Here is a 22,348-nt window from a genome sequence, read left to right on the forward strand (position 1 = left end):
GTCATTCCAGCCGGTTGCGCGTGGCGACGGTGGTAGTGAACACCTGGTACAGACGCCGGTCCGGCGCATCGAACAACTCGTTCGCGAACAGCAGTCCGCTGCGGGGCTGATCCACCACGTTGTTGTCCAGCCCGTTGTAGACGAGAAGGTGGACGCGCACCGCGGCGACCCGGGCCCAGTCGCTTTCGCTCCAGCTGGTGGTATTGCCCGCGGCCACGAAGCGGTCGACCTGCTGGTTGTCGTTGGTGTCCTGCCCAAATTCCAGCCGCATGTCATACACCCCCTCGGCGATCTCGCGGCGCACCGGGTTGCCGTTGCTATCGGTATCCGCCGTGCTGCGGCGGAACAGGCTGGTCACACCGGGGCTGGCGGAGGATTCGCCGATGTAATAGGTGATGGTTTCGAGCCGGGAGATCGAGAGGGTGGCGGGCCCGGAGAAGTCCGTGAGGTCTCCGCCCACGTTGCCTGGCGAGATGTTCGCGCCGGTCGCACGGCTGAGCACGCCGGGCTGGGCTGGGGCGTTCTGGAACAGCTCGCAGGTGGTGCCGGCCTCGTCCGCGACCAGCACGATCTCGCCCTGGGAGACATTGACCGGGTCCACCGTGTTGATCGGCGCGGTGGTATTGGGCACCGCGACGGCAACCGACCCGATCGAGGTCATGCCATGCAGGGTCAGGACGTCACCACGAAGATGGTCGCTGGGTGGCTGCGGGGGCAGGAATGCAGATTCGACCGTGTGCGACCAGGGGTCGAAATCCGTGCTAGCCGTGTCGAGCAGGTTGTTGATATTGCCGCCACGGCAGCCCTGGTGCCCGGCCTCCCGTGCGTCGCGAGCGATGCGTTCGATGACAAAGCGCCCTGTTTCCTGCACGCGCGACATGGCCTCCTGTGTGCGCGAGGTCTGCTGGGTGGAGACGAACAGGGCGATGACCCCGCCCACGATCAACAGTCCGAGCACCATCGCGACCATCAGCTCCACCAGGGTGAAGCCGCGCACACGGTTCCTGGTCGGGCCAAATGAGGGGCCGGCATTCATATCCCGGTCCTCGTGACGAACTCTTCAAAGGGCTCTTCGCCGTCCTCCACCAGGCGCCGGTTGTCCCAGCGAATGGTGATGGTGAAAACATCACCGTTGCGTTCGATGCGGCCTTGTCCTTCCGGAAGGGCACAGGCCAGCGCCACCCGCCATTGCGTCAGGTCGGCGCTTGCCAGGTCGGGCCCCGTTCCCGGGGCCTCGCAATCGGGTGGTGACTGGAAGCTCGTGTCATAGGTGCCATCCAGGGCGGCCGCCCGGTTTGTGCGCATGCGATCGGCGATGTCGTAGGCAAGGTTGGTCGCCTGTGCACGCATGTAGGCACCCTGGTTCATCTGAAGCGCCTGCGCCTGAAGGGCCGCCAGCCCAATGACGCCAATGGAGAGCACCACCAGGGCGACGAGTACCTCGATCAGGGTGACGCCACGGGCGCGGGCCAAACGGACAACGGGGAGTGAATGTGATGGCATCGACGTGGCCTATTCCGGGCAGCTGTCGGGCTGTGTCGATACGCGCCCGCCCGGCTCGACATGCAGCGAACGCGCGCGCTCGCCGTTGCAGCCTTGCGGCCAGACGCGAATAGCGGCATCGGTCGGTTCCGGACTGGACTGGGCACCCAGGGCGTCGAAGGCGAGTGAGCCATTGGCCGCGAGCCGAATGGGGCTGGCCGGGCCTGACCATTGCCGCATGGCCGTGCCCTGGCTGCAGTCGTTCGGGTCTTCGTCCACGGCAAACACCCGTGCCTCCCAGCCACCCTCCCAGTCGTTGCCATCCGGGCATACGGCTGCGGGCCGCCCGCGGCGGACTGCCTCGCTGCGGGCGAGATTCAGGGCATTGACGAGTTCGTTGGTGGTCGCCGAGGTGCGGTGGTTCTCCACGTGGGTGGAGAAGTGCGGGATGGCGAGGCTGATCAGGATCACCAGCGCGGTAATCGTGATCATCAGCTCCACCAGCGAAAATCCCTTTCGCCGGGTTTGTCGGATAGCCGAGTCTTCCATGACGGGCTCATTTCTAGATGATGGGAAGGGCCGCGAGTAGTCCTGTTCTAACCGGCGGTCCAAATACGGCAATGGACGGTGTTTTTATCACTTCAGCCGCATGTTGCTTCTCCCACTCGTGGTCGCCCCGTATTCGACAGCACGATCGCCCGCCCCGAGTCTTCGCCCGCGCAGACACGGACGGTCCCCATTAGCCAGGCACCGGAGAGCTGCTGCGACTGCCCTAATGCGTCGAAACTGATGTAGTGACGGGTGGGGGTGTTGCCGGCGATTTCGACGCGCGGGGCCTCAGGCCCCACGCGCACGATCGCATCAGGCCCCGGCGGCTGTGTGGCCAGTCCAGCGTTCTGATAGAGAATCCAGCCGCCGTCCCAGTCGCCGGCTGCCGAACAGGTAGAACCATTCTGGGATGTGCACAGCGTGACCGGCGAGCCGCGACGAATCGCCTCGCTACGCGCCAGGTGCAGGGTGGTCAGAAAGGAGTTCGTCGCGCCGGTCACGCGATTCTGCTCGACCAGCTTGCCGAAAGCGGGCGCCGCGATGCCGATCAGCACCGCGAACATCACCAGCGTCACCATCAATTCTACGAGCGTCAGCCCGAGCGCATCCTTGCGCATACCAGACTCCTCCCTGAGTAGGTTGAGCGATGACTCTAATGGTTTGCGTGAATTATCGCTACTGGAGCGAGCACGCTACCTTTCTGATGCTCGCGTCATCCGGGCACGCCCCCTGCTCTCGTGACGTAACTTCGTCTCATGATGCTAGAAGTTATAGTTGATCGTTCCGCAGTTCGTTGTTCCGCGGAACTCACGCAGTTGATTGCCGGGCCCCGAAGCCAACAGTTCGATCGTCTCTCCTTCGAGCGCTTCAATGGAGCAGGAATAGGTGCTGTTGCTCGGGTAGGAGCAGGAACCCCCTGACGAGGGCAGGTCGACCGAAACGCTCCAGTTCTGGTTCTGGCGGTTGCCCTGCACCACGGTCGTGCATTCCGATCCGGACGGGGGCGGGTCGTCATCATCATCGTCTTCGACACCACTGTCGCGGGCGGCCAGTACGAACCCCAGGTTGTTGAAGTCGAGTATTTTTTCAATGTTGAGAGAGGAAGCCGAGCGCCCGGCCCGCTTTTCGATGAGCTCGCCCTGTCCGTCGCGCTCGATTCGGTAGCCCCACAGTTCATCGACCTCGACTCCGGACCCGGAGGCCGCACCGACCACGCCTTGGGCGGAATTGCGCATGGGGTCGGTAACCGGACACCAGTAGGCTCCGCTGCCATCCCCGTCCCCGAGGCGCCCAAACGTCTGACATTCGAGAGAGCCACCCGACATCCGTGCATCGGCGGTCGAGACGTTGCTGTCCGCGTCGAGGAATCCGCTCATTCGGGTGCGGAAGGTGGTGCGTGTTTGCGTTACGGCCCCGCAGGTGGGGCGAGTGGTGCACACCAGGCCAGCCGGGTTGTCGTAGAACGGGTTATTTGGGTTGTCCGCACTGTCGGCTTGGTGATTTTCGTGCCCGACGTGTTCCTCGCTGAACTGGAGCATCGCTTGCTCGCAGTCACTGGAGTCGTCTTTTACCAGGAAGTGATGACCTCCGGGGACGAAATATTCAACCTCCGTGTCGCGGCAGTCTCCGTCGCGATCGCATACCGTGCCGATGCTGGCCTTCCCTTCGATGGTGCTGCCCGTGATCCCGATTTCGACAATCGTGTCCTCTTCGGTGATGCGATTGCCAAAGTAACGGCGTTCCACGGCCCCGCCCAGTCCGCCGGAAAATGCCTGAGGCCGTTCGTTGGGCGAACCAATGCAAACCTGTGTCGTCGGGTCCTGCGGGAAGGCCACGATATTGCCCAGCCAGCCGTTGGACACGTAACACGAATATCCGATCGCCTCATAGCTACCGAATGTGGTGCTGTGGCTGAGCCCCTGCCCGGGGAATACACGGCAAAGGGTGTTCCCCGTGGCTGTAATCTGGATTGGAGGGAGTCCGTTGTCCAAGAAGTCGTCCCCTCGGAAAAAGATGTTCCCACTAATGCGCGCACTGCCGTTCGGAACTTCCAGGAAGTCACCGGTATCCGGGTCAATGATCTCGGTGATCTCCCCGCTTTCGTCCGTGCGGACCATCATGCCATCGACCGTTTGCCCTTCATGGGCATCAGTGGGTAATTCGACTTCGCCATCTTCGTTTCGATACGTGCCGGTAGTGCCGTCTCCGTCGCTTTGCGCGAGTGCGATGTCGGCGACGCGGGAAATTGAGGTGTACAGTTGTATGCCATCGATCTCCGAGCCGTTTACGCGTACCCTGATATCGGCGAGATCGCCGTCTTTGATCACCTCCCACGTTAGCTCAAAGACGTCGTTGGTCCCTTCGAGCCCAGCTTCGCTACCGCTTTCCATTTCTTCCCAGCTGACGGATCGCAATTCGTCAATCTTCTGCTGGGCTAGATAGAGGGCTTCGCTTGAGGCTTTGCTCTGGCCGCTCGTCTGCATCAACGTGCCGTGGAACTGCGCGATCGCGAGCAGGCCTACCGCGAAAACGATCAACGCAATCAAGGCCTCAAGAAGAGCAAAGCCGTGGGTGCGCGCCTTTGGCAGCGCTGCATCGCCCGTGCGATAGAAAGAGTATTTCATTCGAAGTCCACCCAGCTGCCTGCGATGATGCCTGTCTGAATGCCCGCGCCATAGATATTGGGCCCGGACGGTCCGGTGGGGTCCTCCAGATACCAGAGGTCCCGTGCCTGTTGGCTCAGGAGGTCACGGGCGGCATTGAGCGCCGCAAAGTTGTAATTGAAGTCGGCGGTTCCGCCCCCCGAGCTCTGGAAGGTGGTCTCGCCGTATTCATAACCCCCATTGTTCTGAATCAAGTTCGAGACGAACATGGAGCCTTCCAGGCCGCCACTGCCGCCGCCAGTCACTGTGTAGCTGCCGCCCAGGACGATGATCAGTCCGTCAAACTGCGGTGTCCCGGATGTGGTCAGGCCCCCCTTCACCACCAGGACACCCGACCCTCCCGCGTTGCCGCTGAATTCCATATCTCCATTCACGACGTTCACGCCATCGAGACTGCTGTTGCCGCCAACCGAATGATTGCCGGATATCACATTGGCCTCTGCTTCGATGGCACTGACAAAGTCATTCAGGGCGTTGGGATTGTCCCAAGGGTCGCCAAATCCACCGTCCGAGATGGGGCCGTCGTAGTTGTCCGCACGCCCCACTTCGGTGATCGCGTTGATTACCGCGTCGCGGTTCGCTGCATCCTGGAGCGAGATGGCCGGCCCGCCAGCGCCATCCACCCGAAACGAGTTACTGTTCGGTGCGTCGAAGTCGACGTCGCCGGCAAAGTTGAGGGGAGCCAGGCTCCCTTCTGAAGCGCCTTCGCCAAAGTCCATCAGGAACACGCTTTGCGACAACTGGCGAACGGCGGATCCATCGTCGCTACGGCCTTCCACCTCGATATCGAGGGTTACGTAGCCGATTGCGGCGACGTCGGATGGCGCTTCGAAATCGGAGCATGCCTGACCATCAATGCGGACGACCTCGAAGCTTCCTCGATTATTGTTGGGGCCGGCATCGTTGGAACCGAGAAAATGAGGGCCGCAATCGAGGCTGTCGACATCGTAGGAAACGAAAATGGACTGCACGTAACCCAGTCCAGCCTCAGCCGCGTTCAGGGCCTGAAACGACCGGTATTCGTTGCCCGCCATTTGCTGCTCGGTGCGAACAGGGTCAGTGGTGTAAAGGGCGATCAGGGTGGCGCCGAAGAATAGAATGACGCCGACGACCAACGCCATGGCGCCGGCCTGTCTCCTCGGAGGCGACGACAGCGCTGGAAAGTTTCGCATGCGGGTCGGTCTCATGGTTTGGGTCACGCGATTCATTGCAGTGTTACCCGTCGGTCGTTGCGCACCCGCACGGTCTCGGTAAGCGTGACCCGGTGGTCACCAAGCCGACCCTCCATGACAATACGAATGCGGCGCTTTTGCAGAATGGTCTGTCCTGGGTCGCCGGCGTCGCTGGCATCCGCAGAGCAGGATGAAAAACTCCCTTCGCCCGTGGAGATATTCCGGCAGAGAAACTGACCTTCCTGCCCCGGATCTGCGATCGCAGTAAAAGTCAGGCTGGTGATTTCCACTGGGTCATTGGCCCCGCCGACGAGTACCACCCATTCTTCGTCATCGGGGGCCGATGACGGATTCAGCATCTGGACCGATCCTTCGCTAAGACGAAACCCGTACAACTCGTTGCTGCCGATGGTGCCGTCACGATTTCGGTCGAAGGCGTAATCCAGGCGCCCGCAGTTGGTACTTTCGGAAGCGCAGTCGTCCAGTTGCAAGCCCTGTCCGGTTCCCTGAGCGAAAGGGCTGGCCGCGTTCAGATTCTGGTTCCAGTATCCGGCCCGTCGGATGTCCGATGAGACGATCAGCATGGTGGAACGCATATCCTGATTCAGACGAACGGATGACAATGTCTCGTTGCTGGCACTCACGGTGACGATGTAAACCGTGGAAAGTGCGAGAAGCACGATCAGGCCCACGACGAGACCAATCATCAGTTCGATCAGTGTCACACCATGCTGAGCAGTCCGCCGCCCAGGGACTCCTTTCCCTGGGTTGGTGACGGCCGTGTATTTCGTCGTTTCTTTCCGCATCAGGTGCAGGCCCCGTAACGCCCACTACCATCGGGCTGGCAAATCCATGACCGGCCAAGCGCGTTCAGGCGAATTTCCAGGGATCGTCCGCGCGGGTCGGACACCGTTATGGAGGCCACCGGTGAAATCACCTGATCGGTGTTGGTCGTGCGAAGCGCCAGACCGCGCACGGGGTCCATCAGGATCCCGTCATCCCAGGTTTCGTTGGCGGCGATCTGGATGCGGGGGAAGTCATCGTTGTTGATCCGTCGGATGTCTTGATTGTTGGCATCGCGGACCACAAGCCAGGCTCCGTTGGAAGGTAGTTCCAGCGTAACCTCGCCGGAGCGCATGATCGCTTCCGATCGTGCGAACTGGAGCTCCGCCAGGACCGCTTCGGCAGCACCGTTCAGACGCCGGTTGTCAAGCAAGCTGATCAGGTTGGGAGCTGCGAGCGTCGCGATGATTGCAAGCACGGACACCACCACGATCAGTTCGATCAAGGTGAAGCCCGTGCTGGACTGGGGCCTGCGGGTGATTCGGCTTGCAGAGATGGTGGGCGCAAGCGGCATGCGGATTGACCTCGCCGGGTATACGATTTCGTATATGTAGTATGGGTTGAACGAGCGGGTATGGGTTGACCGCTCATGGGGGCGAATGCCCCGCTCGCGGGAGAGCTCCGGAAGACTGAGAATCCGGTGGTATTCTCGGGGGAAGGGAAATCGCCGGGTAGGGGGGCACGATCATGGATGCAAAGCACAGAGTACTCGGGTTTACACTCATCGAGGTCATGATCGTCGTTGTGATCGTGGCCATTCTTGCGTCGATTGCTTTCCCTGCCTATGACCGCTACGTCACACGGGCCGAGCGAGCGGATGGGCAAAACGCGTTGACGGACGTCCTGCTGCGCCAGGAGCGGTTCCGGGCCAACAATCCCCAGTACACGAATAACTTTGGGTCAGAGAACGGGCTTCGGCTCGACAGTGAGTCACAGGTAACCTCGTACGACAGCGATGAGGAACGGTGGCGGCTGACGATTACCTCTTCGGACTCCAATGCTTTTACGGTGCAGGCAGACAAGGTTTCCGGGCGCACAGATTCTACCTGTGACCCGATGGTCGTGACCGTTACTCGCGATACCGGCGAAACCACCCGGACGCCGGAGGAGTGCTGGTAGCGTATCTCGTCTCCAGCTCGACCACGGAGTCCTTTTCTAAGCGGCTCTCGCTCAACGCGTTGACGGCAGGAACAAGCCACCATTGTGTGGCTTGTCTGCTTTCTGGGCCCGCCACGGAACGGTTTGGGACTTGGCTTGCCTATCTGGACGAGGGCTCATGTTTATGGGGCTTTCATTCCATTCGGTGAAAGGGTGCTATGACGGTTGAGGCGGTAACACGCAACGTTCAGGCGATGGAACAGGCGGATCTGCTGGATCTGCAGCAGCGGGCGGCGCGCCAGGCGCGGCTGGATGTCACGTTTCGTGACGAGGCGCGTTCGGGTGCGCTGACGCCCGAGTTGCAGGTGATTCCGGCGGGTGAGGGCGAGATCGGTGCGGATGCCTCGGAGTACGGGCATCAGGAGCACGAGTCGCCGCGGCGCTATGTGGTGCTGGAGAAGCCCTTTGCCCTGGGCCGCTTTGCCGTTACGCGCGAGGAATGGGATGCCTTCGCCGAGGCGGCAGGCTGGGAGCCCTGGGACTGGCTGGTGTGGCCGCGGACCCCGCGCACGCCGATCTTCAACATCAAGCCCGCGTCGATCCAGCAGTATCTCGAATGGCTGAGCGAGGAGACCGGAAAGCGCTACCGCCTGCCCACCGAGGCGGAGTGGGAATACGCCTGCCGGGCCGGTACGCGCACGCCTTTTGCCTTCGGCGAGGTGGTGGGCTGCCGCGACGTGCACTTCAACTCCCTGTTTCCCTATGAGGAGCGCCGCCAGCGCCGCAGGTGGTACATCCCGGCTTGTTTCCCGCTGTCCCGTCCGCTGGATGTCGGCAGCTTCCAGCCGAACCTGTGGGGCCTGTACGACATGCACGGCAACGTGCAGGAGTTCACCTCCTCACCCTGGCATGACAACCATGCCAGCCTGCCGCGCGATGGCGTCTATCGTCGCGACCCGGACAACGAGTGGGTCGTGGTCAAGGGCGGCTCGTGGTTCGACCCGGCCGTAAACACCCGCAGCGCTGCCCGGCGCCGCCGCAACATCGACGAGATGGACACCAACCTCGGCTTCCGCGTTCTGCGGGAGCTGGATGATTAGATGCTTGGTTGCCTGAGCGAGATGCGTTTCGCTGCGCTCAACAGCATCCTACGGTTGTTTGGCGATGCGTAGGGTGCACTGAGCGCAGCGAACTGCACCGTAGAGCGGTAGGGCTACAGCCAGCGGGCGAGCCAGAGGCGCAGGCGCAACTCCAGGGGCGGGGCGTAGCCCTGCTTGCGGAAGACGATCTCGCCGTCGGGGTTGATGATGAAGGTCGCGGGTACGCCGCGGACGTTGTATTGCGAAGCGAGTGCGCCCTGCGGGTCGTTGACCACGGCGAGTTCGCGCTCGCGTTCGTTCAGGTGCTCCAGCACCTCCTCCGGCGTGCCGGACTGCATGGAGACCGTGAGCACCGGGTGGCTCTGCGACAGGCGCACGATCTCGCCTTCCTCCAGGCGACAGATCGGGCACCAGGTGGCCCAGAAGTGCAGCAGCATGGGCTCGTCCGCGTAGTCGGCGAGCGTTACTGGCGTGCCATCCAGCAGTTGTGCCTCGAATTCGGGTGCCGGGCCCTCGACCATGTCGCGCGCCATCCAGGCGCGTACGGCCAGGAAGATCAACAGCGCGATGCCGATCTGGACGCCCCAGCTCAAGGCGCGGCGGCGCCGGGAAGGCTTCGGGCGTTGCGGTTTTTCGGGGCGAGTCTCGGTCAACGGATCATCTCGGCTTGTCCGGGGCGGGCGCGGGTCCCGCGTTTTTTCGGGCCCTTGCGCACCGCAATGCGCACCAGTTCGTCTTCGTCATCCATCAGTTGTTCCCGCTGCGCTTCGGTCAGAAGCGGATTGCGCGCGACGAAGTAGCGCAGGTTCGGGTCGCGGTCGTTCACGCAGGCCTCGACCTGTTCCGGTGTCAGGTCGGGGCGCTTGGCGCAGTTCAGGCGCACGGTCTGGTTGGGGTCGGCCAGCAGCAGGGCGACCTCCTCGGGCGTGAGGTCCATGCGGCGGGAAAAGTAGGCCTTCACCTGTGCGTGCTGGTCGCGGACCAGCAGGGGGCGCCAGTGCGCCTCCAAGTCCGCGGACAGGGCCAGGTCCATGCGCTCTTCAAATGACAGCGCCTTGTATTGGCGGGTGAGGTCGTCCATCGCGTGGGCATTATAGGCGCCCGGGTTGGGATGCGCGGGCACGCCCCCACAATGTGTAGGAACGACAGCGCCCTGGGGCCTGTCGTACTATTAGCCAACGATAATTTGCCCCGCATGCCGGGGTGTTAAGGACCCATGACCGCACCGGTGGCCGAAATTCCGATCTTCCAGGTTCCGCGCACGGATCACGTGACGGCTTCGCTGCATTCGTTGAGCGATGCCCAGCGTGACGAGCTGGTGCGCCGCATCAAGCGCCTGCTGATCGAGCGTAACGCCGTGCTGGTGGCCCATTACTACGTGGACGAGTCGCTGCAGCGGCTGGCGGACGAGACCGGCGGCTGCGTAGCCGACTCCCTGGAGATGGCGCGCTTCGGCAAGGAACACCCGGCCGAGACGCTGGTGGTTGCCGGGGTGCGCTTCATGGGTGAGACGGCCAAGATCCTGAGCCCGGAGAAGCGCGTGTTGATGCCGACGCTGGAGGCCGAGTGTTCGCTGGATCTTGGCTGTCCGGCAGAGGAGTTCGCGAAATTTCGCGCCCAGTATCCGGACCACACGGTGGTCGTGTACTCCAACACCTCGGTGGACGTAAAGGCACAGGCCGACTACGTCGTTACCTCGAGCATCGCCGTGCCGCTGGTCGAGCATCTGCGCGATCAGGGCAAGAAGGTCCTGTGGGCGCCGGACAAACACCTGGGCGACTACATCCGCCGCACCACCGGTGCCGACATGGTGCTGTGGGACGGCTCCTGCGTGGTGCACGACGAGTTCCGCGCCTGGGCGCTGGAGGACCTGCGCGGCCGCCACCCCGGTGCCGCGGTGCTGGTGCATCCGGAGTCACCGCGCGAGGTCATCCATCAGGCCGACGTGGTGGGCTCCACCAGCCAGCTGATCGCGGCGGTGAAGAACCGCCCGGAGCAGGAATTCATCGTTGCCACCGACAAGGGTATCTTCTACAAGATGCAGCAGGCGGCCCCGGGCAAGACCCTGATCGAGGCCCCCACCGGTGGCCACAGTGCGACCTGCACCAGTTGCGCCCACTGCCCGTGGATGGCCATGAACGACCTGGTCTCGCTGGCTGAGACGCTGGAAGATACGGCGGAGCCGGCGAAGAACGAGATCTTCGTCGACGAAGCCGCGCGCCAGAAGGCCCTGGTGGCCACGCAGCGCATGCTCGACTTCGCCGCCGAACACCGCAAGGCCACCGAAGGCGACGCCTAGGGGCTGCCCGTCATCGCGAGGCGCGCAGCGCCGATGCGATCTTCGGGGGCGGCGCAAGCTGCGGGTTTCCGGGTGGATGTGGCCGCCGTTGGTGGCACCCCCTGTAGGAGGCCAGCCCTCTGGCCGATCGGGCACTTGTGCGCAGTGATGCCCTTGGGGCTCAGCGGTCGTTCAGCCAGGCGGCCCACTGGGAGTGGGTGGAGACGTCCACGCCGTCGGCCTTCGCGGCCTGTTGCAGGTGGGTCTGCAGGTCGGCCATCAGTTCGGAATCCATCAACTCCGGCGCCAGCGTAAGCTGCGCGTGCAGCGTGCTGTAGACGAGCTTGAGTTCATTCACCGGATAATGCGACCAGTCGAGGTGGGCCATGCCGTCCGTTCTCCGTTTCGATCATTTGCGTTATAGCCTGACGGTGGTCAGCGGTACCATTCAAAAGCACCTGCCCGGTGGCGGAGATGTATAAGCGTCGTGCGCGGCTGCTGGTGGCCGCGGAACGCCCCGACGGGCGCGCCGCGCGAGTGGCGGAGCTGGCCGCGGCGGCCGAGTTGGAGAACTGGATCGAGGTGCGCCCGGCGCAGGCGATGGCCGAGGTGACGGACGCCGATCTGGCCTGGGCCGATCTGCTGGTGGCGCTGGATACGGCCGCGGCCCGCGCCATACCGTCACAGCGCCCCGCGACCTGCCGGCCAAAGTACTGGCAGTTGCCCGGCGAGACCGGGGCAGATTTCGATCTGCAGACCCTGGAGGCGCTGCGCTGCATGGTCGGCGGTATGCGCATGTTGGCGCGCGTGGATGCTGACGACGACGCCTGAGGCACTGTCTTTTTCCGGTCAGTGCGCTTCCCGTGTCATTCCGGCCGGAGCGCAGCGTAGAGCCGGAGTCTCCCGCGGTTCCCATCGCCTTGGCGCACGAGATCCTAGATAACCGCGGCGCGGTTTCCGGGATGACGGCGAGAGGGCATGGACTCATGCTGCTCCAAGAGATGGCCACGGCGCTGCGCGCCTCGCGGTGACAAGTGCTATTCGGGGTGGTACGGGACCGGTGCGCGGGCGTGCAACTGGGCCAGGTGGTCTTCGTAGAGGGCCCAGATGCGCGGAGCGATGGCGCCGCGCGAACCGGGGTAGGTCAGGCGGTCGGGGTTGAAGCTGGCCAGGCGCTCGATCTCGGTGCAGCGCAGTTCCTGGTCGACCACGTTGAAGATCAGGATCTGTGTGCCCTGGTCGGCGATCGGCAGCAGGGCCCCGATGATCCCGGTGTCATTGAGCCCGGGCTCGCCACGGGCATCGCCCAACTCGGCTGGCGGGCGTACCAGCGTGCCCAGCAGCTCATGGTAGGCCTGGCCGCAGGCAAAGCAGATCTCCGGCGCACGCAACCCCTGCACGCGTTCACAGGCCTGACGCACGGTATTGTCCGGCAAGACCATGCGCGCGGGCGGGATCGGGATGCGGTTGCTCTCGCCATTGGGCAGCAGGCGCGGGACGGCCTCCTGGCAGGAGGGACAGCGCCAGGTGGCGACCCGCGGGCCGTCGATCACGTTGCTGGGCGGCATGCGGTGGCCATGGTTCAGGGTGTGCGTTCAGTATACGGCGGGCGCGGCCGCTGCGCGGGCCGGCCCGCTCCGGCAGGTGCGTCAGCCGTAGTAGTCTGGCTCGTTGCCCGGGCGCCACTTGATGTTGCAGCCGAGGCTTGGATGCTGCGGCTCGGGGGCCGGCTGGCCGGCCAGCAGGGCATCGCTGGCGGCGCGCAGGTCACGCCCGGTGACCGGTGTGTCGGAGCCGGGGCGGGTCTCGTCGAACTGGCCGCGGTAGTACAGCTTGCGGTCGGCATCGAACAGGTACAGGTCCGGGGTGCAGGCGGCGTGGTAGGCCTTGGCCACGGACTGGTCCTCGTCCAGGCAGTAGGGGAACTTGTAGCCGAAACGACGGGCGTCGTCGCGCATCTTGTCCGGGGCGTCGTCCGGTACCGCCTGGATGTCGTTGGAGTTGATTGCGATCACCGCAATGCCCTTGTCCGAGTATTCGCGGCCGTAGCGCGCGAACTCGTGGCGGATCAGTTGCACGAACGGGCAGTGATTGCAGATGAAGGCAATCATGTAGCCTTTCGCGTCGGGGAAGCTGTCGAGGCTGATGGTGTCGCCGGAGATGGCGTCCGGCAGGGAGAAGTTCGGGGCCTCGGTGCCCAGTTCGATCATCTGCGAGGGGGTGCGGGCCATGGTTGCTCCGTTAAGCTTTGATTGGGGATTCGGGCGCCGATTATACGGATTGGGGCGGGGCGGATTAATCCGCATCGTCTGAAGGACAGCTTGAAACCATCCGGGCGCGGCACCAGTCTGGATAATACTTGAGTCATGGAGTCGGAAATATGGGCTGGGTCACGGGGACCGTGCAGGAGTGCAAACAGTGGACGGATCGCCTCTTCTCGCTGCGGGTAGAGGCGGATGTGGAGCCGTTCAAGGCCGGGCAGTTCAACCGGCTGCGCCTGGAGATCGACGGCGAGCCGGTCGCACGCCCCTATTCCTATGTGAACGCGCCGGACGAAACCCCGCTGGATTTCTACCTGATCACGGTGCCGGAGGGCCCGTTGTCGAACCGGCTGGTGCAGCTGGAGCCCGGGGATATGGTTGAGCTGATGCCTCGCGCCACGGGGTTCTTCACCCTGGACGAGCTGCCGGACAGTCGCGACCTGTGGTTGCTGTCCACCGGCACCGCGCTGGGGCCCTTCCTGTCGATGCTGAAGACCGACACCCCGTGGGAGCGCTTCGAGAACATCCGGCTGGTCCACGCCGTGCGCAAGGCGGACGAACTGACCTACCAGGATACGATCCGGCAGTTCCAGGAACGCGCCCCGAAACAGTTTCAGTACATCCCGTTCGTTAGCCGCGAACCCTGCCCGGGCGGGCTCGAGGGCCGCGTCCCCGCGGCGATTGCCGAGGGCCGCCTGGAGCATCACGCCGGGCTCGAGATCGCGCCGGAGCACTCGCAGGTGATGCTGTGCGGCAACCCGGCCATGGTAAAGGACACCGCCACCATCCTCCGCGAGCGCGGGCTGGAGAAGAACCGCCGCCGCAAGCCGGGACACATCACCACCGAGAATTACTGGTAGGCCCTGGGTCATGGTGTAGGAGGCCAGCCCTCTGGCCGATGGTTTTTTCCGGCGTCCGATCGGCCAGAGGGCTGGCCTCCTACAGTTCGGCGTGCGCTGGGGCTAATCGAGCAGGTTGGCGGCCCAGGCGTGGATCAGCCCGGCGACATACCGGGTGTGCTCCGGGCGCGAGAGCAGGTGGTCGGTCTGGTGCAGGGCGACGAAGCTCTTGGGGTGGTGGGCCTGCTGGAAGATCCGGCGGGCGTGATCGACGCTCACCACCGTATCGCCGGGGGCGTGCAGCAGCAGCAGCGGCTGCGTCATGCGTTCCAGGGCACTGTCCAGTGTCGGCTCTTCGATCGAATCCAGGAATGCCCGTCCGATCTCGACCGGGCGGCCGCCAATATTGACGCGGGCGAAGCCTTCGCGCTCGATGGTGTCAGCGATGTCACCAAACAGGTGCGCGACATGGCCGGGCCGGCTGGGTGCGGCGATGGTGACAATGCCGCCCAGTTCTTCGCGCTGGCTGCCGACGTGGATGGCCATGGCCCCGCCGAAACTGTGGCCGATCAGGAGGTCGGTGGGCTCGCCGGTCGCCTGTTTCAATGCGTCCAGGGCCGCGTTCAGGTCCTCGCAATAGGTGTCCAGCGTGCTGTCGCGAAAGCGGCCTTCGGAGTCGCCCAGGCCGGCGAAGTCGAAGCGCAGCGTGGCGATGCCTTCCTCCGCCAGGGCGCGCGCCAGGCGTACGGTCGCGGGGAAGTCCTTGGAGCAGGCGAAGCAGTGTGCAATGCAGGCCTGGCCCAGCAGTGGGCCGTCATGCGGTTCGACCAGGACGCCGTTCAGTCGGATGCCGCGGGGGGTGTCGATAGGCAGGCTGGTGTTGCGGATGGCCATGGGCTCGGGATGGTCCGGGCGGGGTGGGTCTGCGATGATACGCGAGCTGGAAGTATCTCGTGACCGCACAGACAAGCGAGGAGGGGCTGTTGGAGACGGAGAGTCAGATTCGTGCACGACTGGCGGAGCTTGAGTCCGAGCATCGGGCGCTGGATTCCGCGATCGCGGTGATGCACGAGCAACCGGCGCCGGATGCCTTCGCGATCCAGCGGCTGAAAAAGCGCAAGCTGCAGCTGAAAGACGCCATCCAGCGGCTGCGCAGTCGCTTGATCCCTGACTTGAACGCCTGAGCCGCCCCACAAAAGAAGACGGCGCCCCCAGGCGCCGTCTTCATCCGTCGTTTACAGCCGTCATGGCTGTGAGTGAGGCTAGCCCCAGATGTCCTGGGTGATCCCGGCGTACCACGCCTGAGTGTACGCGGCCTCGCGAGCGCGGAAGCTGGAGGTCTCGCCCGAGGGGCTGACACCGCCAGAGCCTTCGACGCCTGCCTGAGCACCATCCTGGTACTTGTACACGGCCGCCACGCTGATCCCGTGTTCCGGGGTGATCAGGCTGTAGCAGGTGTTGGCCGACGAGGGATCGAGCGGCTCCTGGTCCATCAACTCGCGCACAATCGCCGCGGCGACGATCTTGCCCTGGTTGTTGGCCGAGTGGCCGGACTTCGGCATGGCGCCCGCCACGCTGGCGTCCCCCAGTACGTAGATGTTGTCGTCCATCTCCGACTTGAAGGTTCGCTGGTCGACCGGGACCCAGCCTTCGTCGTTGGTCAGGCCGACATCGTGGGCGATCTGGCCGGCCCGCTGCGCCGGGATGAAGTTCATCACGTCCGCGCGCACGCGTTCGAAGCCACTGTCGGCCCGGGCGGTCATCTCGCCGACATCGATTTCCTCGACCAGGCCACCATCCGACGCGGCACGCCATTCGATCATGTCGCCGTAGTGCATCTCCCAGCCTTCCTCGAACAGGCCCTGCTTGGAGAAGTTGTCCTTGGCGTCGAGCACGATGATCTTGGAGCGCGGCTTGTGCTCCTTCAGGTAATGCGCGATCAGCGAGACGCGTTCGTACGGCCCCGGCGGGCAGCGGAACGGGTTCGGCGGCGCGACCATGACGAACACGCCACCGTTCGGCATCTCCAGTAGCTGCGAGCGCAGCAGCTCGGTCTGCGAGCCGGCCTTCCATGCGTGCGGGATCGTCTCCGCGTCGGCCTCTTCGATGCCGGGCATGTCGTCGTACTTGAAGTCGATTCCCGGCGACATGACCAGCTTGTCGTACTGCAGGCTGTCGCCGCTTTCGAGCCGGACGGTGCGGCTGTCGGCGTCCACGCCAACGACCTTGTCTTCGATCACGTCGATGCCGTCACGGTCGCGCAGGTTGTCGTAGCCGTGCGTGATTGCATCCATGCTCTCGAATCCGCCGATCACCCAGTTGCTGCCGTAGCAGGTGACGTAGGTGGCGTTGGGTTCGATCAGCGTGACCATCATGTCCGGAGAGAACTGTTTCAGGTAGCGCGCCGTGGTGGCACCGCCGGAGCCGCCCCCGACCACGACCACATGGGCCTTGGCGCCGTTACGGGCGGCACGCGGGGCGCAGCCAATACCGGTCAGGGCGGCCGCGCTGGTGATCCCGAAGGCCTTCAGGAAATGGCGTCGAGTAAAATTGTGCATTGTTGTCATCCCCCGTGATCAGAAGCGCGAGAAGTAGACCGACATCGCTTCGATCTCTTCGTCCGTGTAGCCCTTGGCGTGACGATCCATGATGGTCGCGTCACGGTCGCCATCGCGGAATGCGCGCATCTGGCTCTGGATTACCTCCGGCGGGATTCGGCCCAGATCGGGCACGCCCTTTTCGGCGCCGGCGGCGTTGTGGCAGGCCTTGCAGGAAGCGGCCATCAGCTGGCCACGGGTGATTTCGTCATTGTCGGCGATAGCCTGGGATGCGGTACCCGCCATCGCCAGCGAGGCCACCAGCCCCGCCACGAACAAACGTGATTGCTTCATGTGAACGGACTCCTCCGTCGTGAAGTGACTTTGTTATATGGCGACAGCTATCTCGGTACTGCCTTGTTTCTACTGCCCGGTGCGGTTGCCGGGCCGGTATGCACTTCCGGGTGTGTTCGCCCGGAGTTGCGCCTGATCGTGTGATGGAACGATCATTGTTCTGGGATATAGCACAACGTATCCATCTTTTCGATGCCTTGAGAAGGCATCTGCAGCAGGAGAGAGGCCATGACAGGGGAACGTCGGCGCCATCCGCGCATCCCGATGACCGTCGAGGTGGTGGCGGAATGCAGTGATGGAAGCCAGGTACGGCTCACCACAAACGATATCTCCGGCGGTGGGGCCTTCCTGGCCTGGGAGGATCGTGATCAGGCCGGGATTGATGTCCTGAAGGGGCTGAGTCCGGGCGATCAGTTTATGTTGCAGGTGTTCGGCCTGCTGGGGGATGGCGGTGAACCGCCGCGGGTGCAGGCGCAGGTGGTGCGAGTGATGGAAGACGGGGTCGCCGTACAGTTCGATTCTGCCGCGCTGGGGGTGTAATTCGACTCCGGCTGAGCCCGGAGCGCTTTTTACTGATCGGCGGCCTGCATCTGTTCCAGCCCGGCCTCCCATTCGTCCGCGATCATCGGATTGGCAACCAGGCGGTGGGCTGTGTCCGGGCTCCAGTCGTCGCGGGCATCCTCCAGAGCGCTTTCCCATTCCTCGACTGCGTAGTCGCCTCGGCCGACCGCACTGAGCGCTTGCAGCTCCGCCTGGTATTCCGGCCCGAGCCCACTCATTGTGTCCTCCAGCTCGCGCAGGGTCAGATCGCCCGCGTGGTCCGCCAGGACCTGCATGGCCCAGTCATCGTCCGAGGTGTCGGGGTTCGAGTCGGGGAACACGACCTCCTCCTTGGCGTGGAACTCCCGCGCCGCCTGGATCAGGCGGGCCAGCGTGTCGTCCTCGATGCCCAGGGGGGAGGCCATGGCCGGGTCAGTGCGCCGTGCTGCGCTCCTGGGCGAGTACCCAGGGGGCGGCGACGATGGCGGTAAAGACGGGGTTGTTCGCCGCCCAGCGCCGTGCGTCGTCATCTGTGGCACGGGCGACCTGATCACTGGCCAGCCATTCGCTGACCTGATGCGTGGCATCGTCGCGAATTGCGCGGGCCACCTCGATCAGGTCCAGTTCGGGGGCCACGCGAATCACCACACCACGGGCGAAATGCGGCATCAGTTCGTCCCAGCGCAGGGGGCCGGCTTCTTCCTCCAGGGGTACCTCGGGTTCGGAGGGGGCAGGGGCTTGGGTCATGACGGGAACATCCGGTTTCAGATAACGTTCAGGCTAGGCCTATAGCCTTGTAGCTGCAAGAGTTTGTTCGCCCACACCGTCACGGAGACTACCGCTATGCGCCCCGGACCGGAGACCGTTGCCAAAGGCGGTGGCCGGAGACGCCGAGTCATCGGCGGCGCGGGTGTGCTCGGGCTTCTGCTGGCGATCCTGGTGGCGCCCTTCGCGGCGCAGGCCCAGTTCATCACCGAAGACCCGCGCGCGGCCGTCTGGACCCTGGACGAGGCGGTGTCGCGGGTGGAGGCCAACTACCCGGGGCGAGTCCTGTCCGCACGCGAAGATTTGACCGAGTACGGGAATCGCGTGTTTATCGTGCGTATCCTGACCGACAACCAGCAGGTACGAACGATCAAGATCGAGGAAGGGACGGAGCTCGACCCATGAATCTGCGCGTGGTAGTTATCGAGGACGACCTGGCTCTGCGCAGCCAGATCGCCGAAGAGATGGAGAACAATGGCTGTCGCGTGGATACCGCCTCGGACGGCGACACCGGCCTGTACCTGCTGACCGAGTACCACTGCGATATCGCGGTGGTGGACCTGGGGCTGCCGGGCATGGACGGGCTCGACGTCATTCGCAAGGCCCGCGAGGTCAAGCCACAACTACCCATCCTGATCCTCACGGCCCGTGACCGCTGGCAGGACAAGGTTGAAGGGCTCGAGGCCGGGGCCGATGACTACCTGACCAAGCCATTTCACATCCAGGAGCTGGTCGCGCGCCTGCGTGCCCTGGCTCGCCGCAGCCTGCAGGCCGGCCGCGAACGGCTGTTGTTCGGGCCGCTGGTGATCGACACCGCCACCGACGATGTCCGCCTGAACGACGAGCCGGTCTCGCTGACCACCTTCGAGTACCGCCTGCTGCTGACGCTGGTGCGCCAGCCGGGGCGCGTGCTAAGCAAGGAGGTGCTGGCGGACTACCTCTACGAGCACGACGAGGATCGCGAGAGCAACGTGATCGAGGTGTTGATCGGCCGCCTGCGCCGCAAGCTGGACCCGGACGGCAGCCTGGGCCTGATCGAGACCCTGCGCGGTCGGGGCTACCGTTTCGTGCGCGAGGCGGATGCCACGACCCCGTCCGATTCCACCTCGGACTCATGACGCCGCATACAGGCTGCATCGCCCCTTCGTCCGCCATCTCATGAGACGCCCCCTGCGCCAGATCCGCAGCAGCCTGACCCTGCGCCTGGCACTGGTCGCGGGGGCTACCGTGCTGGTGTTTTCCCTGCTGACGGCCTGGGTGCTGGAGGCCGCCTTTCGCGACAACGCGGCAGATGCCGTCGAGACACGCCTGGAGGCCCAGGTCCTGCTGTTGATGGGGCTGGTCGAGGTCGTCGGGCGCAACGAGGTCCGCGTCCCCGATATGCTGCCCGAGAGCCGCCTGCAACTGCCCGCCAGTGGCCTCTATGCCCGCATCCTCGGTCCCGACGGTCGCACGCTCTGGCGCTCCCCGTCCGCGGTGGGGGTCTCCCTGCGCGGCTGGTCGGAGGACGACTTCTTCGCCTTCAGCCTCCCCGTGCAGTGGGAGCTGGACGGTGGCCAGGTCGGGCTGACCTTCCAGATGCTGGAGGACCGAGAGGCCTTCGAGGAACAGGTGGAGCAGTATCGCGCCAGCCTCTGGCAGGGGCTGATGACGATGACGTTCTCGCTGATCGTCGCCCTGGGGCTGGCGCTGTGGTTCTGGGGGTTGTGGCCGCTGCGCCGCGTACAGGGCGACCTGGAGGCGCTGCGGCACGGGGATCATGGGCGACTGGAGGGCCCGTACCCGACCGAGGTGCAGGCCCTGACCGGAAGCATCAACGATCTGATCGAGTTCGAGCGCGCGCGGCTGAACCGCCAGCAGAACGCCCTGGCTGACCTGGCCCACAGCCTGAAGACCCCGATTTCCGCGCTGCGTCTCAACCTGGAGAGCCAGAACCCCGACCCCGAGGACATGCGGCGCCAGGTCGACCGGCTGCAGGCCATGGTGCAGCACCAACTCAGTCAGGCGCAGCGCCTGGGTCCGGCGCCGTTCCAGGCGCCCGAGCCGTTGGCCCCCATCATCGAGCGTACCTGCCAGGCGCTCGGACGGCTCGCCAGCCAGCAGGGCGTGGACCTGGACAGCGAGCTCGACCCTGGCTGTGCCCTGCGCATGGAGCCGGGTGCGATTTTCGAACTGCTGGGCAACACCCTGGACAACGCGATCCGCCATGCGACCAGCCGGGTGCGGATCTCGACGCATTGCACGCCGCAGTCCGTCACCCTGACCATTGATGACGATGGGCCCGGCATCGCGCCAGCGGATCGCGCCCGGGTACTGGAGCGGGGAGAGCGCGCCGACGTGCGCGGCGATGCCGAGGCCGGCCAGGGCCTGGGGCTCAGCATCATCCAGGCCCTGGTGCAGGACCACGGTGGCGAGCTGCATATCGAACAGGCACCGGAGCTGCATGGTGCCCGCATCCGGATGGTGTTCCCGGCGTCTTAAACCGGGTGGCCTGCATTGCCTCATGATGCGTTTCGCGTTGCTCAACGCATCCTACGATAGGCAGGGCGGGCTGTAGGATGTGTTGAGCGCAGCGAAACGCATCGCCCCGGGCCGAGATCAAAGCCTAAGGTCTTCCATCGGAAGGGACGGCGATTCGTTCAGCACCCCCGCACGAACCAGCGCTGCCGCGCCGCAGGCAAACGTCCAGCCCAGGTGCCCGGACCCGGTATTCAGGTGCAGGCCCTCGATGGCGGTCGGGCCGAGGATCGGCGTGCCACGGGCGCTCATCGGGCGCAGCCCGGTCCAGGGTGCCATCGTCTGCGGGTCGAAGGTCGCGGGCAGGCCGGTCAGGGTGCGCCGGCACTGATCGAGGACATTCGCCGCGCGCTTGGTATTCAGATGGCGATCGCGGCCGGCGAATTCGGCGGTGCCGGCCAGGCGCAGGCGTTCCCCCAGCGGGGTCATCACCACCTTGTTGGCGTCATCGATCAGCGGCAGGTTCAGCTGGCAGTCGGCGTTCATCGGGAGGGTCAGCGAATAGCCCTTCACCGGGGCGACGGGCAGATGCAGCCCCAGCGGGCGCAGCAGGTCCGGGGCGTGGTAGCCGTTGGCGACCACGCAGGCCGCCGCTGCGATCGGCCCTTCGGAGGTCTCCACCGCATCGATGCGGCCGCGGTGGGTGCGCAGGCGTCGAACCGCGACATTCGGGTAATAGCGGATGCCCCGGCGCTGGCCGATCGCGAGCAGTTGCTCGGTGAAGCGGGCGGCGTCGCCGATCGCATCCCCGGGGAAGAACAGCCCGCCGCACAGGCGGTCGCGCACCGGGGCCAATGCCGGCTCCTCGGCGATGATCCGTTCCACGTCCCAGTCCTCGAAGCGCACATCCTCATCACGCATCGCCTCGCTGGCGGCACGGTTGTGGGCCTGGCTGGCCGGGTCCTGGAACAGCTTCAGGATGCCGCAGCGGCGAAAGTCGAAGTCCAGCCCCGCGCTCGCCAGTTCCCGCTGCAGGCGGTCGATCTCCCGGAGCGAGAACGCGGCCAGGCGGGCATTCAGGCGGGTGTGCTGCTCGAACAATTCCCGCCGACTGTGCCACAGGAAGCGCAGGCCCCAGCCGGCCAGCCCCGGCAGGGCGCGGGGGCGCAGCAGCAGCGGCGACTCGGTGCGGCCGAGAAAGCGCAGCAGGTCCAGCCCGACGCCGGGGGTGTTCCAGGGTTCGGCGTGGCTTGCATGCAGCATGCCGCCGTTGGCCTGGCTGGAGCCGGTGGCGGGGGTGGGGGCGGCGTCCACCAGCACGACCTCGGCCCCGGCCTCCTGCAGGTACCAGGCGGTGGTCACACCGATCACGCCGGCCCCGATCACGACTACGCGCATCCGCTGCTTCCC

At 64.7% G+C, this 22,348-nt stretch carries 29 protein-coding genes; 10 read left to right on the top strand and 19 right to left on the bottom strand.

Features of this window, described 5'->3' with window-relative positions:
- Position 1: 1 nt before the first annotated feature.
- The 8 genes from C936_RS0103290 to C936_RS0103325 form a co-directional block, all read right to left on the bottom strand.
- On the bottom strand, positions 2 to 1,036 hold the full coding sequence (locus C936_RS0103290) for a PilW family protein (RefSeq protein WP_018862866.1): 1,035 nt from the start codon (positions 1,034 to 1,036) through the stop codon (positions 2 to 4).
- Entirely contained in the window at positions 1,033 to 1,503 is a 471-nt protein-coding gene (pilV, locus tag C936_RS0103295) for a type IV pilus modification protein PilV (protein ID WP_038038469.1), read from the bottom strand. The genes C936_RS0103290 and pilV overlap by 4 nt, the downstream gene beginning before the upstream one ends.
- A gap of 9 nt (positions 1,504 to 1,512) precedes the next feature.
- Complete coding sequence (locus C936_RS0103300) at positions 1,513 to 2,031, bottom strand: GspH/FimT family pseudopilin (RefSeq protein WP_018649176.1); 519 nt, start codon at positions 2,029 to 2,031, stop codon at positions 1,513 to 1,515.
- Positions 2,032 to 2,123: 92 nt separating this feature from the next.
- Positions 2,124 to 2,648, bottom strand: coding sequence for a GspH/FimT family pseudopilin (locus tag C936_RS0103305; RefSeq protein ID WP_018649177.1), 525 nt, complete (start codon positions 2,646 to 2,648; stop codon positions 2,124 to 2,126).
- Positions 2,649 to 2,792: 144 nt separating this feature from the next.
- Complete coding sequence (locus C936_RS0103310; RefSeq protein ID WP_018649178.1) at positions 2,793 to 4,655, bottom strand: hypothetical protein; 1,863 nt, start codon at positions 4,653 to 4,655, stop codon at positions 2,793 to 2,795.
- Positions 4,652 to 5,815 carry a pilus assembly PilX N-terminal domain-containing protein gene (locus C936_RS0103315; RefSeq protein ID WP_018649179.1) on the bottom strand — a complete coding sequence of 388 codons (1,164 nt, stop codon included), beginning with the start codon at positions 5,813 to 5,815 and terminating at the stop codon, positions 4,652 to 4,654. The genes C936_RS0103310 and C936_RS0103315 overlap by 4 nt, the downstream gene beginning before the upstream one ends.
- An 83-nt stretch (positions 5,816 to 5,898) precedes the next feature.
- Positions 5,899 to 6,672, bottom strand: coding sequence for a PilW family protein (locus C936_RS0103320; RefSeq protein WP_255325689.1), 774 nt, complete (start codon positions 6,670 to 6,672; stop codon positions 5,899 to 5,901).
- Complete coding sequence (locus C936_RS0103325) at positions 6,672 to 7,223, bottom strand: GspH/FimT family pseudopilin (protein ID WP_255325688.1); 552 nt, start codon at positions 7,221 to 7,223, stop codon at positions 6,672 to 6,674. Before C936_RS0103325 ends, C936_RS0103320 begins: the two co-directional genes overlap by 1 nt.
- 173 nt (positions 7,224 to 7,396) lie before the next feature.
- Between C936_RS0103325 and C936_RS0103335 the strand changes: the two genes are divergently transcribed.
- Together C936_RS0103335 and C936_RS0103340 are read left to right on the top strand one after the other, a co-directional pair.
- Positions 7,397 to 7,828, top strand: a complete 432-nt coding sequence (locus tag C936_RS0103335) for a type IV pilin protein (protein WP_018649183.1) — start codon at positions 7,397 to 7,399, stop codon at positions 7,826 to 7,828.
- A 197-nt stretch (positions 7,829 to 8,025) separates the two neighbouring features.
- Complete coding sequence (locus C936_RS0103340) at positions 8,026 to 8,907, top strand: SUMF1/EgtB/PvdO family nonheme iron enzyme (RefSeq protein ID WP_018862867.1); 882 nt, start codon at positions 8,026 to 8,028, stop codon at positions 8,905 to 8,907.
- Between the two features lie 113 nt (positions 8,908 to 9,020).
- Here the strand turns inward: C936_RS0103340 and C936_RS0103345 are convergent, their stop codons facing one another.
- Both C936_RS0103345 and C936_RS0103350 read right to left on the bottom strand, forming a co-directional pair.
- Positions 9,021 to 9,560, bottom strand: coding sequence for a protein disulfide oxidoreductase (locus C936_RS0103345; RefSeq protein WP_019592238.1), 540 nt, complete (start codon positions 9,558 to 9,560; stop codon positions 9,021 to 9,023).
- The gene (locus tag C936_RS0103350; protein WP_018175180.1) at positions 9,557 to 9,988 is read right to left on the bottom strand and encodes a hypothetical protein; all 432 of its coding nucleotides are present in this window, start codon (positions 9,986 to 9,988) and stop codon (positions 9,557 to 9,559) included. The genes C936_RS0103345 and C936_RS0103350 overlap by 4 nt, the downstream gene beginning before the upstream one ends.
- Positions 9,989 to 10,123: 135 nt before the next feature.
- Between C936_RS0103350 and nadA the strand changes: the two genes are divergently transcribed.
- Positions 10,124 to 11,206: a quinolinate synthase NadA gene (gene nadA, locus C936_RS0103355; RefSeq protein ID WP_018649186.1), complete on the top strand. Its 1,083-nt coding sequence runs from the start codon at positions 10,124 to 10,126 to the stop codon at positions 11,204 to 11,206.
- A gap of 160 nt (positions 11,207 to 11,366) precedes the next feature.
- On the opposite strand, the gene C936_RS0103360 is transcribed toward nadA, so the two are convergent.
- Positions 11,367 to 11,573, bottom strand: coding sequence for a hypothetical protein (locus C936_RS0103360; protein ID WP_018649187.1), 207 nt, complete (start codon positions 11,571 to 11,573; stop codon positions 11,367 to 11,369).
- A gap of 86 nt (positions 11,574 to 11,659) precedes the next feature.
- Here C936_RS0103360 and C936_RS0103365 point away from each other — a divergent pair, with 86 nt between their 5' ends.
- Entirely contained in the window at positions 11,660 to 12,016 is a 357-nt protein-coding gene (locus tag C936_RS0103365) for a hypothetical protein (protein WP_018175182.1), read from the top strand.
- A 206-nt stretch (positions 12,017 to 12,222) separates the two neighbouring features.
- Here C936_RS0103365 and C936_RS0103370 read toward each other — a convergent pair whose 3' ends face one another.
- Positions 12,223 to 12,753, bottom strand: coding sequence for a hypothetical protein (locus C936_RS0103370; RefSeq protein WP_018138997.1), 531 nt, complete (start codon positions 12,751 to 12,753; stop codon positions 12,223 to 12,225).
- Between the two features lie 81 nt (positions 12,754 to 12,834).
- Positions 12,835 to 13,416 (bottom strand): thioredoxin family protein, encoded by a 582-nt coding sequence (locus C936_RS0103375; protein WP_018138998.1) that lies wholly within the window; start codon positions 13,414 to 13,416, stop codon positions 12,835 to 12,837.
- A 149-nt stretch (positions 13,417 to 13,565) separates the two neighbouring features.
- On the opposite strand from C936_RS0103375, the gene C936_RS0103380 reads away from it, so the two are divergent.
- The gene (locus C936_RS0103380) at positions 13,566 to 14,306 is read left to right on the top strand and encodes a ferredoxin--NADP reductase (protein WP_018175183.1); all 741 of its coding nucleotides are present in this window, start codon (positions 13,566 to 13,568) and stop codon (positions 14,304 to 14,306) included.
- 102 nt (positions 14,307 to 14,408) lie between these two features.
- Here the strand turns inward: C936_RS0103380 and C936_RS0103385 are convergent, their stop codons facing one another.
- Entirely contained in the window at positions 14,409 to 15,179 is a 771-nt protein-coding gene (locus C936_RS0103385) for a carboxylesterase (RefSeq protein ID WP_018175184.1), read from the bottom strand.
- An 89-nt stretch (positions 15,180 to 15,268) separates the two neighbouring features.
- Between C936_RS0103385 and C936_RS0103390 the strand changes: the two genes are divergently transcribed.
- Positions 15,269 to 15,469 (top strand): YdcH family protein, encoded by a 201-nt coding sequence (locus C936_RS0103390; protein ID WP_017926214.1) that lies wholly within the window; start codon positions 15,269 to 15,271, stop codon positions 15,467 to 15,469.
- A 78-nt stretch (positions 15,470 to 15,547) separates the two neighbouring features.
- On the opposite strand, the gene C936_RS0103395 is transcribed toward C936_RS0103390, so the two are convergent.
- On the bottom strand, positions 15,548 to 16,843 hold the full coding sequence (locus C936_RS0103395; protein ID WP_018139001.1) for an NAD(P)/FAD-dependent oxidoreductase: 1,296 nt from the start codon (positions 16,841 to 16,843) through the stop codon (positions 15,548 to 15,550).
- Between the two features lie 18 nt (positions 16,844 to 16,861).
- Positions 16,862 to 17,176 carry a c-type cytochrome gene (locus tag C936_RS0103400; protein ID WP_018139002.1) on the bottom strand — a complete coding sequence of 105 codons (315 nt, stop codon included), beginning with the start codon at positions 17,174 to 17,176 and terminating at the stop codon, positions 16,862 to 16,864.
- A gap of 228 nt (positions 17,177 to 17,404) precedes the next feature.
- On the opposite strand from C936_RS0103400, the gene C936_RS0103405 reads away from it, so the two are divergent.
- The gene (locus C936_RS0103405; protein WP_018139003.1) at positions 17,405 to 17,716 is read left to right on the top strand and encodes a PilZ domain-containing protein; all 312 of its coding nucleotides are present in this window, start codon (positions 17,405 to 17,407) and stop codon (positions 17,714 to 17,716) included.
- Positions 17,717 to 17,745: 29 nt separating this feature from the next.
- On the opposite strand, the gene C936_RS0103410 is transcribed toward C936_RS0103405, so the two are convergent.
- Positions 17,746 to 18,141 carry a DUF3775 domain-containing protein gene (locus C936_RS0103410; protein WP_018139004.1) on the bottom strand — a complete coding sequence of 132 codons (396 nt, stop codon included), beginning with the start codon at positions 18,139 to 18,141 and terminating at the stop codon, positions 17,746 to 17,748.
- Between the two features lie 7 nt (positions 18,142 to 18,148).
- On the bottom strand, positions 18,149 to 18,463 hold the full coding sequence (locus tag C936_RS0103415; RefSeq protein ID WP_018139005.1) for a DUF2288 domain-containing protein: 315 nt from the start codon (positions 18,461 to 18,463) through the stop codon (positions 18,149 to 18,151).
- A gap of 96 nt (positions 18,464 to 18,559) precedes the next feature.
- Here C936_RS0103415 and C936_RS0103420 point away from each other — a divergent pair, with 96 nt between their 5' ends.
- Genes C936_RS0103420 through C936_RS0103430 form a run of 3 tightly spaced genes read left to right on the top strand, consistent with a single transcriptional unit; the run spans position 18,560 to position 20,962 of the window.
- Positions 18,560 to 18,886, top strand: a complete 327-nt coding sequence (locus C936_RS0103420) for a PepSY domain-containing protein (protein WP_018139006.1) — start codon at positions 18,560 to 18,562, stop codon at positions 18,884 to 18,886.
- The gene (locus C936_RS0103425; RefSeq protein ID WP_018139007.1) at positions 18,883 to 19,599 is read left to right on the top strand and encodes a response regulator transcription factor; all 717 of its coding nucleotides are present in this window, start codon (positions 18,883 to 18,885) and stop codon (positions 19,597 to 19,599) included. Before C936_RS0103420 ends, C936_RS0103425 begins: the two co-directional genes overlap by 4 nt.
- Before the next feature lie 40 nt (positions 19,600 to 19,639).
- Positions 19,640 to 20,962 (top strand): HAMP domain-containing sensor histidine kinase, encoded by a 1,323-nt coding sequence (locus C936_RS0103430; RefSeq protein WP_018175185.1) that lies wholly within the window; start codon positions 19,640 to 19,642, stop codon positions 20,960 to 20,962.
- A gap of 117 nt (positions 20,963 to 21,079) precedes the next feature.
- Here C936_RS0103430 and C936_RS0103435 read toward each other — a convergent pair whose 3' ends face one another.
- Positions 21,080 to 22,336, bottom strand: a complete 1,257-nt coding sequence (locus C936_RS0103435) for an FAD-dependent oxidoreductase (RefSeq protein WP_018175186.1) — start codon at positions 22,334 to 22,336, stop codon at positions 21,080 to 21,082.
- Positions 22,337 to 22,348 lie beyond the last annotated feature (12 nt).

This window comes from Thioalkalivibrio sp. ALJ4 (assembly GCF_000377225.1).
In the GTDB taxonomy this organism is placed as follows: domain Bacteria; phylum Pseudomonadota; class Gammaproteobacteria; order Ectothiorhodospirales; family Ectothiorhodospiraceae; genus Thioalkalivibrio.